This is a genomic window from Psychrobacter sp. P11F6 (genome assembly GCF_001435295.1).
Classification (GTDB): Bacteria; Pseudomonadota; Gammaproteobacteria; order Pseudomonadales; family Moraxellaceae; genus Psychrobacter.
Window position 1 is genome coordinate 3379644 of record NZ_CM003594.1, and the last position, 13071, is coordinate 3392714.

The 13071-nt window shown below is 44.9% G+C and carries 3 protein-coding genes, 4 tRNA genes and 4 rRNA genes; 3 read left to right on the plus strand and 8 right to left on the minus strand.

The genetic code is table 11. The annotated features are described in order from the left end of the window. Nucleotides 1-28 precede the first annotated feature (28 nt). From AK822_RS13975 to AK822_RS14010, 8 genes are all read right to left on the minus strand, one after another. A tRNA-Ala gene (locus AK822_RS13975) sits at nucleotides 29-104 on the minus strand. A gap of 9 nt (nucleotides 105-113) precedes the next feature. Further along, nucleotides 114-190 (minus strand) — tRNA-Ile (locus tag AK822_RS13980). A gap of 75 nt (nucleotides 191-265) precedes the next feature. Then, nucleotides 266-1804, minus strand: a 16S ribosomal RNA gene (locus AK822_RS13985). A gap of 834 nt (nucleotides 1805-2638) precedes the next feature. Continuing rightward, nucleotides 2639-2753 (minus strand): 5S ribosomal RNA (gene rrf / locus AK822_RS13990). A gap of 191 nt (nucleotides 2754-2944) precedes the next feature. Next, nucleotides 2945-5806: ribosomal RNA gene (locus tag AK822_RS13995) — 23S ribosomal RNA — on the minus strand. Between the two features lie 359 nt (nucleotides 5807-6165). Next, nucleotides 6166-6241, minus strand: a tRNA-Ala gene (locus AK822_RS14000). 9 nt (nucleotides 6242-6250) lie between these two features. Next, nucleotides 6251-6327: transfer RNA gene (locus tag AK822_RS14005), tRNA-Ile, on the minus strand. Nucleotides 6328-6402: 75 nt separating this feature from the next. Then, nucleotides 6403-7941: ribosomal RNA gene (locus tag AK822_RS14010) — 16S ribosomal RNA — on the minus strand. Together the 16S, 23S and 5S rRNA genes with 4 tRNA genes alongside form the textbook arrangement of a ribosomal RNA operon. Nucleotides 7942-8952: 1011 nt before the next feature. Between AK822_RS14010 and thrS the strand changes: the two genes are divergently transcribed. The 3 genes from thrS to AK822_RS14025 all read left to right on the plus strand — a co-directional run bounded on the left by thrS (nucleotide 8953) and on the right by AK822_RS14025 (nucleotide 12980). After that, on the plus strand, nucleotides 8953-10887 hold the full coding sequence (gene thrS / locus AK822_RS14015) for a threonine--tRNA ligase (RefSeq protein WP_060492063.1): 1935 nt from the start codon (nucleotides 8953-8955) through the stop codon (nucleotides 10885-10887). 23 nt (nucleotides 10888-10910) lie between these two features. Continuing rightward, entirely contained in the window at nucleotides 10911-11414 is a 504-nt protein-coding gene (gene infC, locus AK822_RS14020; RefSeq protein WP_045447656.1) for a translation initiation factor IF-3, read from the plus strand. 321 nt (nucleotides 11415-11735) lie between these two features. Beyond that, nucleotides 11736-12980: a toxic anion resistance protein gene (locus AK822_RS14025; protein WP_060492064.1), complete on the plus strand. Its 1245-nt coding sequence runs from the start codon at nucleotides 11736-11738 to the stop codon at nucleotides 12978-12980. The last annotated feature ends 91 nt before the right edge of the window (nucleotides 12981-13071 follow it).

Sequence of the window (13071 nt, forward strand, 5' to 3'; positions counted from 1 at the left end):
TTAGCACTTAAAGCTTATTCGTCTATAGTGGTGGAGCCAAACGGAGTCGAACCGTTGACCTCCTGCGTGCAAGGCAGGCGCTCTACCAACTGAGCTATGGCCCCATTATAAAATGGTGGGTCTAAGTGGACTTGAACCACTGACCCCCGCGTTATCAACACGGTGCTCTAACCAGCTGAGCTACAGACCCAATTACGCTTGTTAAAACGTAAGCTTAAACTAAAGAACAACTTGTTGTGAATTCTTGCTGACCGAATGCCATCTATAAGGAGGTGATCCAGCCGCAGGTTCCCCTACGGCTACCTTGTTACGACTTCACCCCAGTCATCAACCACACCGTGGTGAACGCTCCCCCGAAGGTTAAGCTATCCACTTCTGGTGCAATCAACTCCCATGGTGTGACGGGCGGTGTGTACAAGGCCCGGGAACGTATTCACCGCGGCATTCTGATCCGCGATTACTAGCGATTCCTACTTCATGGAGTCGAGTTGCAGACTCCAATCTGGACTACGATAGGCTTTTTGAGATTCGCATCACATCGCTGTGTAGCTGCCCTCTGTACCTACCATTGTAGCACGTGTGTAGCCCTGGTCGTAAGGGCCATGATGACTTGACGTCGTCCCCGCCTTCCTCCAGTTTGTCACTGGCAGTATCCTTAGAGTTCCCGGCTTAACCCGCTGGTAACTAAGGACAAGGGTTGCGCTCGTTGCGGGACTTAACCCAACATCTCACGACACGAGCTGACGACAGCCATGCAGCACCTGTATTCTAATTCCCGAAGGCACTCCCGCATCTCTGCAGGATTCTAGATATGTCAAGACCAGGTAAGGTTCTTCGCGTTGCATCGAATTAAACCACATGCTCCACCGCTTGTGCGGGCCCCCGTCAATTCATTTGAGTTTTAACCTTGCGGCCGTACTCCCCAGGCGGTCTACTTATTGCGTTAGCTGCGTCACTAAGTCCTCAAGGGACCCAACGACTAGTAGACATCGTTTACGGCGTGGACTACCAGGGTATCTAATCCTGTTTGCTACCCACGCTTTCGAGCCTCAGTGTCAGTATTATGCCAGAAGGCTGCCTTCGCCATCGGTATTCCTCCAGATCTCTACGCATTTCACCGCTACACCTGGAATTCTACCTTCCTCTCACATACTCTAGCTCTACAGTTTCAGATGCAGTTCCCAGGTTAAGCCCGGGGATTTCACATCTGACTTATAGAGCCACCTACGCTCCCTTTACGCCCAGTAATTCCGATTAACGCTTGCACCCTCTGTATTACCGCGGCTGCTGGCACAGAGTTAGCCGGTGCTTATTCTGCAGCTAATGTCATCGTCCATGGGTATTAACCATGGAGTCTTCTTCACTGCTTAAAGTGCTTTACAACCAAAAGGCCTTCTTCACACACGCGGCATGGCTGGATCAGGGTTTCCCCCATTGTCCAATATTCCCCACTGCTGCCTCCCGTAGGAGTCCGGGCCGTGTCTCAGTCCCGGTGTGGCTGATCATCCTCTCAGACCAGCTACAGATCGTCGCCATGGTAGGCCTTTACCCCACCATCTAGCTAATCCGACTTAGGCTCATCTAATAGCGAGAGCAGTAAACTGCCCCCTTTCTCCCGTAGGTCGTATGCGGTATTAATACGAGTTTCCCCGTGCTATCCCCCACTACTAGGTAGATTCCTAAGTATTACTCACCCGTCCGCCGCTCGTCAGCGAGAAGCAAGCTTCTCCTGTTACCGCTCGACTTGCATGTGTTAAGCCTGCCGCCAGCGTTCAATCTGAGCCATGATCAAACTCTTCAGTTTAATCTTGCTATGAAGCTCTTTAAAGAAGCTTCTAAACTTGGCTCATCTAATCTGGCAAAATCGCTAAAAATTATGTTCGTAATGAATTAACTTTGAGTTTTTCTGCTGTCTTAAATGATAATTTTTATAGTTAGAATGAACTCCGAAAAGGAGTTAAAACCAACTTTATTTTTTAGCATTCTGAATCAGCAAAAATCCACACAAGTTGTTCTTTAGTTATGCTTTTAAATAGTGCTCAATCACTGTCGTCCAGTAACTGATATATAGGGTAATTCTCTTGCTGTTTAGTCTCAAACCCTTTCAGGTCAAGCTATCTAGCGAGCCGACTATCTTATCATAATGATTTGATTTGTCAAGCTTTTTTATGTTTTGTCTTAGCTTGGTAATCTAAGTAATAAGTTGGTTAACTTACTGCTTAGCTTCCTTTGCTGTGGGGCGTATTATATAGAGTTTAAGGTGGGTGTCAACAGCTTTATCAGAGGTTTTTAGGTTTATTTGACAAGACTTTTAATAATGCATAGTTTTCAATGGGTTAGGGGGAAATAGGGATTCGATGTATTTGGGTTTAAACGCTGGAAATACCTGTAGATCTTATATTGAGTTGGCATTAGATGGGTTAATTACTTATTTGAAGCTAACTGTTCATTTAATTATTCTAAAATAAGGCTTATTTAATCAGCTGATAGGGTAATGATCGTTAAAAAACAGGTTCAAATCAATCCTAGTCTCTAAATTATTTATTAAGAAACTTGAAATCCAGCCTATTTTCTCAAACTACAGGCAAAGAAAACCCCCTTCTGCATAAGCAGAAGGGGGTTTTACTTTAGAATAGAGAGCTGACGATGACCTACTCTCACATGGACGAATCCACACTACCATTGGCGCAATGATGTTTCACTTCTGAGTTCGGGAAGGGATCAGGTGGTGCCATCATGCTATTGTCGTCAGCAAAGGGGGTTAGATATGAGTCTGTTATTTTTATTGTTTGACTATAAGTGTTTAGTTTATGGTCGATCAACTTGTAACCTAACTGAATCAAGGTTAAAGGTGATATCGAAATATTCTTTCTTTTATTCTATAAGCTTTCGCTTATACAAGATAGATTAATTAGAGCTTTCATACAAACCACTTGGGTGTTGTATGGTCAAGCCAAACGAGCAATTAGTACAGGTTAGCTACATGCATCGCTGCACTTCCACACCCTGCCTATCAACGTCGTAGTCTTCAACGGCTCTTTAGGGAAATCTAATCTTGAGGTGGGCTTCCCGCTTAGATGCTTTCAGCGGTTATCCCATCCGAACGTAGCTACCGGGCAATGCCACTGGCGTGACAACCCGAACACCAGAGGTTCGTCCACTCTGGTCCTCTCGTACTAGGAGCAGATCCTCTCAAATTTCCAACGCCCACGGTAGATAGGGACCGAACTGTCTCACGACGTTCTAAACCCAGCTCGCGTACCTCTTTAAATGGCGAACAGCCATACCCTTAGGACCTGCTTCAGCCCTAGGATGAGATGAGCCGACATCGAGGTGCCAAACACCGCCGTCGATATGAACTCTTGGGCGGTATCAGCCTGTTATCCCCAGAGTACCTTTTATCCGTTGAGCGATGGCCCTTCCATACAGAACCACCGGATCACTAAGACCTACTTTCGTACCTGCTCGACTTGTGGGTCTCGCAGTTAAGCGCGCTTTTGCCTTTATACTCTACGACCGATTTCCGACCGGTCTGAGCGCACCTTCGTACTCCTCCGTTACTCTTTAGGAGGAGACCGCCCCAGTCAAACTACCCACCATACATTGTCCTCGGTATTGTTATACCTGAGTTAGAACCCCAACATGACCAGGGTGGTATTTCAAGATTGGCTCCACCGAGACTAGCGTCTCGGCTTCAAAGCCTCCCACCTATCCTGCACAAGTCAGGTCAAAGTTCAATGTAAAGCTGTAGTAAAGGTTCACGGGGTCTTTCCGTCTAGCCGCGGGTACACAGCATCTTCACTGCGATTTCGATTTCACTGAGTCTCTGCTGGAGACAGCGCTGCCATCATTATGTCATTCGTGCAGGTCGGAACTTACCCGACAAGGAATTTCGCTACCTTAGGACCGTTATAGTTACGGCCGCCGTTTACTGGGGCTTCGATCAAGAGCTTCGCTTACGCTAACCCCATCAATTAACCTTCCAGCACCGGGCAGACATCACACCCTATACGTCCACTTTCGTGTTTGCAGAGTGCTGTGTTTTTAATAAACAGTTGCAGCAGCCTGGTATCTGCGACTGCCAACAGCTCAAGGAGCGTGTCCTATCACCATCAGCAGCGTACCTTCTCCCGAAGTTACGGTACCATTTTGCCTAGTTCCTTCAGCAGAGTTCTCTCAAGCGCCTTGGTATTCTCTACCTGATCACCTGTGTCGGTTTAGGGTACGATTCGTTTATAACTATTGCTTAGAAGCTTTTCCTGGAAGCATGGTATTTGCCACTTCACTGTACAAGTACAGCTTGCTATCAGATCTCAGCCATGTAACAACCCGGATTTACCTAAGTTGTAAGCCTACATCCTTTCACCTGGACAACCAACGCCAGGCTGACATAACCTTCTCCGTCCCTCCATCGCATTATAAACAAGTATCGGAATATTAACCGATTTCCCATCGACTACGCCTTTCGGCCTCGCCTTAGGGGTCGACTCACCCAGCCCCGATTAACGTTGGACTGGAACCCTTGATCTTCCGGCGTGCGAGCTTTTCACTCGCATTATCGTTACTCACGTCAGCATTCGCTCTTGTGATACCTCCAGCATGCCTTACGACACACCTTCACAGGCTTACACAACGCTCCCCTACCACTTGAAAACAAATTCAAATCCGCAGCTTCGGCTCCTAGTTTGAGCCCCGTTACATCTTCCGCGCGGGCCGACTCGACTAGTGAGCTATTACGCTTTCTTTAAAGGATGGCTGCTTCTAAGCCAACCTCCTAGCTGTCTATGCCTTCCCACCTCGTTTCCCACTTAACTAGGAATTTGGGGCCTTAGCTGGCGGTCTGGGTTGTTTCCCTCTCCACAATGGACGTTAGCACCCACTGTGTGTCTCCCGGATATCACTCATCGGTATTCGGAGTTTGCATCGGTTTGGTAAGTCGGTATGACCCCCTAGCCGAAACAGTGCTCTACCCCCAATGGTGTTCGTCCGAGGCGCTACCTAAATAGCTTTCGGGGAGAACCAGCTATCACCGAGTTTGATTAGCCTTTCACCCCTATCCACAAGTCATCCCCTGGCTTTTCAACGACAGTGGGTTCGGTCCTCCGGTGCCTGTTACGGCACTTTCAACCTGCTCATGGATAGATCACTCGGTTTCGGGTCTATACCCTGCAACTAAACGCCCTATTAAGACTCGGTTTCCCTACGGCTCCCCTAAACGGTTAACCTTGCTACAGAATATAAGTCGCTGACCCATTATACAAAAGGTACGCGGTCACCCTAATAAATTAAGGCTCCCACTGCTTGTACGCACACGGTTTCAGGTTCTATTTCACTCCCCTCACAGGGGTTCTTTTCGCCTTTCCCTCACGGTACTGGTTCACTATCGGTCAGTCAGGAGTATTTAGCCTTGGAGGATGGTCCCCCCATCTTCAAACAGGATTTCTCGTGCCCCGCTCTACTTAATATGTTAACGCTAATGTTTCGAATACAGGACTATCACCTACTACGGTCAGCTTTCCCACGCTGTTCTTCTACATTAGCATTAATCGGCTTCTCCCCGTTCGCTCGCCGCTACTAGGGGAATCTCATTTGATGTCTATTCCTAAGGGTACTGAGATGTTTCACTTCCCCTCGTTCGCTTCTTGTACAAGTACAAGATACCTACCTTATGGTAGGTGGGTTTCCCCATTCAGAAATCTCCGGATCACAGGATATTGCCGCCTCCCCGAAGCTTATCGCAGGCTGTCACGTCTTTCATCGCCTCTGACTGCCAAGGCATCCACCATGTGCGCTTCATTACTTGACCATACAACCCCAAGTAGTCTAACTTATAAATAAGTGTTGACTTCAAAGTGTCATAAGATCTAATTATGATAACGATATCACCTATGTTTATACGCTTGATTCAGTTCTCTTTACTTTTTTAATCACTCACCCCTGGGATAACAACTGATGTCGTTAAGAGGTGAGTGATTAAGGTTAAGAGGTGCGCGTGAACACGCTCCTCCTAACCCAGACTCATATCTATGTTTTTAAATAGTCTCTATGCTCTCGTCGAGTCACAGATTTCCGTATAAAACAGAAAGAAGTAATCGTGTCTTTATTCAAAGATAAATCACTTGTTTCTATTTATACTATTAGCACTTAAAGCTTATTCGTCTATAGTGGTGGAGCCAAACGGAGTCGAACCGTTGACCTCCTGCGTGCAAGGCAGGCGCTCTACCAACTGAGCTATGGCCCCATTATAAAATGGTGGGTCTAAGTGGACTTGAACCACTGACCCCCGCGTTATCAACACGGTGCTCTAACCAGCTGAGCTACAGACCCAATTACGCTTGTTAAAACGTAAGCTTAAACTAAAGAACAACTTGTTGTGAATTCTTGCTGACCGAATGCCATCTATAAGGAGGTGATCCAGCCGCAGGTTCCCCTACGGCTACCTTGTTACGACTTCACCCCAGTCATCAACCACACCGTGGTGAACGCTCCCCCGAAGGTTAAGCTATCCACTTCTGGTGCAATCAACTCCCATGGTGTGACGGGCGGTGTGTACAAGGCCCGGGAACGTATTCACCGCGGCATTCTGATCCGCGATTACTAGCGATTCCTACTTCATGGAGTCGAGTTGCAGACTCCAATCTGGACTACGATAGGCTTTTTGAGATTCGCATCACATCGCTGTGTAGCTGCCCTCTGTACCTACCATTGTAGCACGTGTGTAGCCCTGGTCGTAAGGGCCATGATGACTTGACGTCGTCCCCGCCTTCCTCCAGTTTGTCACTGGCAGTATCCTTAGAGTTCCCGGCTTAACCCGCTGGTAACTAAGGACAAGGGTTGCGCTCGTTGCGGGACTTAACCCAACATCTCACGACACGAGCTGACGACAGCCATGCAGCACCTGTATTCTAATTCCCGAAGGCACTCCCGCATCTCTGCAGGATTCTAGATATGTCAAGACCAGGTAAGGTTCTTCGCGTTGCATCGAATTAAACCACATGCTCCACCGCTTGTGCGGGCCCCCGTCAATTCATTTGAGTTTTAACCTTGCGGCCGTACTCCCCAGGCGGTCTACTTATTGCGTTAGCTGCGTCACTAAGTCCTCAAGGGACCCAACGACTAGTAGACATCGTTTACGGCGTGGACTACCAGGGTATCTAATCCTGTTTGCTACCCACGCTTTCGAGCCTCAGTGTCAGTATTATGCCAGAAGGCTGCCTTCGCCATCGGTATTCCTCCAGATCTCTACGCATTTCACCGCTACACCTGGAATTCTACCTTCCTCTCACATACTCTAGCTCTACAGTTTCAGATGCAGTTCCCAGGTTAAGCCCGGGGATTTCACATCTGACTTATAGAGCCACCTACGCTCCCTTTACGCCCAGTAATTCCGATTAACGCTTGCACCCTCTGTATTACCGCGGCTGCTGGCACAGAGTTAGCCGGTGCTTATTCTGCAGCTAATGTCATCGTCCATGGGTATTAACCATGGAGTCTTCTTCACTGCTTAAAGTGCTTTACAACCAAAAGGCCTTCTTCACACACGCGGCATGGCTGGATCAGGGTTTCCCCCATTGTCCAATATTCCCCACTGCTGCCTCCCGTAGGAGTCCGGGCCGTGTCTCAGTCCCGGTGTGGCTGATCATCCTCTCAGACCAGCTACAGATCGTCGCCATGGTAGGCCTTTACCCCACCATCTAGCTAATCCGACTTAGGCTCATCTAATAGCGAGAGCAGTAAACTGCCCCCTTTCTCCCGTAGGTCGTATGCGGTATTAATACGAGTTTCCCCGTGCTATCCCCCACTACTAGGTAGATTCCTAAGTATTACTCACCCGTCCGCCGCTCGTCAGCGAGAAGCAAGCTTCTCCTGTTACCGCTCGACTTGCATGTGTTAAGCCTGCCGCCAGCGTTCAATCTGAGCCATGATCAAACTCTTCAGTTTAATCTTGCTATGAAGCTCTTTAAAGAAGCTTCTAAACTTGGCTCATCTAATCTGGCAAAATCGCTAAAAATTATGTTCGTAATGAATTAACTTTGAGTTTTTCTGCTGTCTTAAATGATAATTTTTATAGTTAGAATGAACTCCGAAAAGGAGTTAAAACCAACTTTATTTTTTAGCATTCTGAATCAGCAAAAATCCACACAAGTTGTTCTTTAGTTATGCTTTTAAATAGTGCTCAATCACTGTCGTCCAGTAACTGATATATAGGGTAATTCTCTTGCTGTTTAGTCTCAAACCCTTTCAGGTCAAGCTATCTAGCGAGCCGACTATCTTATCATAATGATTTGATTTGTCAAGCTTTTTTATGTTTTGTCTTAGCTTGGTAATCTAAGTAATAAGTTGGTTAACCTACTGCTTAGCTTCCTTTGCTGTGGGGCGTATTATATAGATTCTGACGAGAGTGTCAACCGCTTTATCAGAGGTTTTTAGGTTTATTTGATAAGACTTTTAATTGTGTATGGTTTTCAATGGGTTAAGATTAATATTCATTTAATTCTCTTAAATTAGACGGTAAATAATTACTCAGCTTTAAACAGTATCTATAGCGTTGCCATTAAGAACTTACTTTAAGCTAAAACTTTGAAGCTCTATACTGACTTTTTGACATATTTATCTACTTATTGATAATTGCCTTCGCTGTGTCCTTTAGCTATGATTTACACTTCTTGATATTCGCATAGATAGCATCTATATATAGAGGCCGACCTAATCCCTTACTATCTAGTGTTGATACACAGTTTTTGCTATAATAGCTGACTTTATAATATTGCTTAATGGCATTTCTTATTAGCCTTGATTGTTCAACGGTTGATTGTTTGAAATTTTGCCTTTAAGTGATATCTATCTCTTATAACATATCATAGCAGTTGGATATAATTGACGCAGTCTTGCGGTTATATGATTGATGGTTGCAATCATCACTGCCAACGGACGCAAAAAGGTGAATAGATTATGGTAGCGATTACTTTACCCGATGGTAGCGTAAAAAACTTCGAAGGTAGCACCACCGTCATGGAAGTGGCACAAAGCATTGGTGCAGGATTGGCTAAAGCAACGGTCGCCGGGCGTGTAGATGGTCATCTAGTTGATGCGCACGACCCTATTGCTCATGATGCTAATGTTGAAATCGTGACACCAAAAGATGATGACGGTGTCGATATCATTCGCCATTCTTGTGCTCACCTATTAGGTCATGCCGTTAAGCAGTTATATCCTGATGTAAAAATGGTGATTGGTCCCGTTATCGATGATGGTTTTTATTATGACATCTATAGCGAAACGCCGTTTACACCAGAGCATATGGCAGCCATTGAAAAACGCATGATGGAGCTGATTAAGCAAGATTATGACGTTATCAAAAAAATAACGCCACGCGATGAAGTCATTAAAATCTTTGAAGAACGTGGTGAAGACTATAAGCTTAAGCTGATTAACGATATGCCAGGCGAAGAAGCCTTTGGTCTCTATCATCATCAAGAATATGTGGATATGTGCCGTGGTCCGCACGTGCCAAACACCAGATTTTTAAAAGTATTCAAACTGACCAAAATGTCTGGTGCATATTGGCGCGGTGATGCCAAGAACGAGCAACTGCAACGTATCTATGGTACAGCATGGGCGGATAAGAAAGACCTAAAAGCCTATATTCAGCGTATCGAAGAAGCAGAAAAACGTGATCACCGTAAAATCGGTAAGGCACTGAACTTGTTTCACATGCAAGAGCAAGCACCAGGTATGGTGTTTTGGCATGCAAACGGTTGGACTATTTACCAAGTGCTTGAGCAATATATGCGTAAAGTACAAAACGATAATGGCTACGAAGAGATTAAAACACCGCAAATCGTAGATCGTAGTTTATGGGAGCGTTCTGGTCATTGGGGTAACTATGCGACTAACATGTTCACGACTGCCAGCGAAAGTCGTGATTATGCGGTAAAACCGATGAACTGCCCGTGCCACGTGCAAGTCTTTAACCAAGGTCTAAAATCTTACCGTGACTTACCATTACGTATGGCAGAGTTTGGCTCATGCCATCGTAATGAACCATCAGGTTCTCTCCATGGTTTGATGCGTGTACGCGGTTTTACCCAAGATGATGCACATATCTTCTGTACACAGTCACAAATCCAGCAAGAAGTCGCTGACTTTATCAAGCTAACTCTTGCCGTTTATGAAGACTTTGGTTTTGATAATATCATTATGAAACTCTCGACCCGCCCTGAAAAACGGGTCGGTAGCGATGAATCTTGGGATTTTGCAGAGAAAGCTTTAGCCGATGCATTAGATAGCTCAGGATTAGATTGGGCTTATCTGCCAGGTGAAGGCGCATTTTATGGTCCGAAGATTGAATTTAGTTTGAAAGATTCATTGGGTCGCGTCTGGCAGTGCGGTACGATTCAGGTTGACCCAAACATGCCTGAGCGCCTTGATGCCGAATTCGTCAATGAGCAAAACGAGCGCGAAGTACCTATTATGTTGCACCGTGCCATCTTAGGTTCATTCGAGCGCTTCATTGGTATTTTGATTGAAAACTACGCTGGTTGGATGCCCGTTTGGCTAGCGCCGCAGCAAGTTGTAGTGATGAATATCACTGATAAACAGGCAGATGCTTGTGAAAATGTGGTCAGCGAACTCAAAAAGTCAGGTTTGCGAGCTATTAGTGACTTGCGTAACGAAAAGATTGGATTTAAGATACGAGAGAAAACATTAGAACGCGTTCCCTATATGCTAGTATTAGGGGATAAAGAAGTCGAATCGGGCAGTGTTAATGTCCGTACTCGTGAAGGTGAAAATCTTGGCGTGATGAGTGTTCCAGAATTTATTACATTAGTACAGACCGCTGTCAGCGACAAAGGCCGACAGACCCCAAAAACAGATGAGGAGTAATACCTATTAAACAGTCAAACCGTTTGAACATCAACGAAGATATCACAGCCAAAGAAGTCCGTCTCGTTAAAGAAGACGGCGAACAGATGGGCGTGGTCGATATCGAAACCGCGATGAAAGCGGCACGTGAGGACAGTCTAGATTTGGTCGAATTGGTTCCTGAAGCCAAACCGCCAGTATGCAAAATCATGGATTATAAGCATTTCCTCTATGATCAAAAGCAAAAAGCGAAAGAAGCTAAAAAGAACCAAAAGCAAACTCAGCTAAAAGAGATGAAGCTGCGTCCTAGTACTGAAGAAGCTGATTATCAGGTTAAACTGAAAAAAATCGTCAGCTTTTTGGAAGACCAAGACAAAGTTAAAATCAGTATTCGCTTTCGTGGCCGTGAAATGGCGCACCAAGAGATTGGTCGCAAGCAGCTAGATCGTATTATCGAAGATACTGCTGAGATTGCTAACGTTGAGCAATATCCTAAGATGGAAGGTCGTCAGATGGGTATGCTGCTTGGGCCAACTAAGAAAAAGTAATCTGTTTATTAGATGGCTGTTAGTCAATATAGATATGTATAACCTTAACCATCAATATACTGCGGGATATTGATGGTTTTTTATTGTGTGCATAGATACATATCTCTTTTAAATATGTTTAGTCAGATATAATTGGCTGACTCTATTTTACAAAACCTACCTTCTCAACCATTTGATTACGCGGTAATCTAAAGGTCTGTTTTATATTTGCTAATCAGCATTTATTAAAAATTTCTAGTAAGTGTATAAAAATAACGTATATCACGACCATCAGAGTCGTTGACAAAAACACTACTTTTATCCAATATTGAAGGAAATTTCATGCAAGAATTGACCCCACCAGAAAATGCAACGACGCCAAGTATTTCTCTAACCGCGCCTGAACCTGTGAGAGAAATACAAAAAAGCGAAGCAGATCAAATGGTCAAATTGGATGACAGCCAAATCCCCGAGCTTGATGCCAAGGTCGATGCCTTTGTTGATCATGTGATTAATAATTCTGTGCACAGTGCTGAATTTCAGCAAAATGTGCAGTCGATTCATAATCTCGGTACCAAAGAGATTCGTGAATCAGCCCAAGTGTCTAATCGTATGCTTGATTTACCCGCCAAAAGCCTCAATGACAGCTTGTTTGATAATTCCCCTATCGCCAAGTCACTGACTGAGTTACGCGGCATCGTCGAAGATTTAGATCCCAGTAAAAAAGAGCTGACCAGCTCACGTAAGTTATTCGGTCTCATCCCATTTGGCAATAAAGTACAGGATTACTTCCGTCAATACGAATCTGCACAGTCGCATATCAATGCGGTTGTTACCAGTCTATATAATGGTAAGGATGAGCTGCTCAGAGACAATGCGATGATTGAGCAAGAAAAAGTCAATATGTGGGAGCTGATGCAATCCATACGCCAATACGTTTATGTCGGCAAAAAAATCGATGAGCAGTTAGAACAAAAGGTTTATGCGATAGAAGCGACCGATCCCGAAAAAGCACGCATTATTAAAGAAGAGATGTTGTTTTATGTGCGTCAAAAAAACACCGACTTTTTAACCCAATTAGCCGTGAACGTGCAAGGCTATTTAGCGCTCGATACCATTCGCCGCAATAACTTAGAATTGATAAAAGGCGTTGATAGAGCCACCACAACCACCGTATCTGCACTACGTACAGCAGTCGTGGTTGCACAAGCAATGACCAATCAAAAACTGGTACTTGATCAAATTACTGCTTTAAATAAAACCACCAGTAGCTTAATTGAATCGACCTCAGCGATGCTAAAACGTCAGTCAGGTGAAATCCATGAGCAAGCGACCAGTAGCAGCATTGAGCTTGATAAATTGCAAAACGCTTTCAATAACGTCTATGATACGATGGACATGATTAGCAATTATAAAATTGAAGCGCTAGAGAACATGAAACAAACAGTCAATACTTTGACCACTGAAGTCGATAAGGCTCAGAAATACTTGGATAAGTCTAATCAAACAACAGTATTAGAAGTGTCGAAAGAGATAGACAGTAAAAAGATAACCAATAAATCAAGTACAGTCGATATCGACATTTGATTTGTTTTAATAGTTGTTACCTATTAAAGGTGGCCACTTCCTGCTACCAAATACACTTAAGACAATTGACGCAAGATATTGCAACGTCGTT

Bases quoted from the DNA above. Each gene is read 5' to 3' on its own strand.
- thrS (WP_060492063.1), top strand. From the start codon at position 8,953: ATGGTAGCGATTACTTTACCCGATGGTAGCGTAAAAAACTTCGAAGGT.
- AK822_RS14025 (WP_060492064.1), top strand. From the start codon at position 11,736: ATGCAAGAATTGACCCCACCAGAAAATGCAACGACGCCAAGTATTTCT.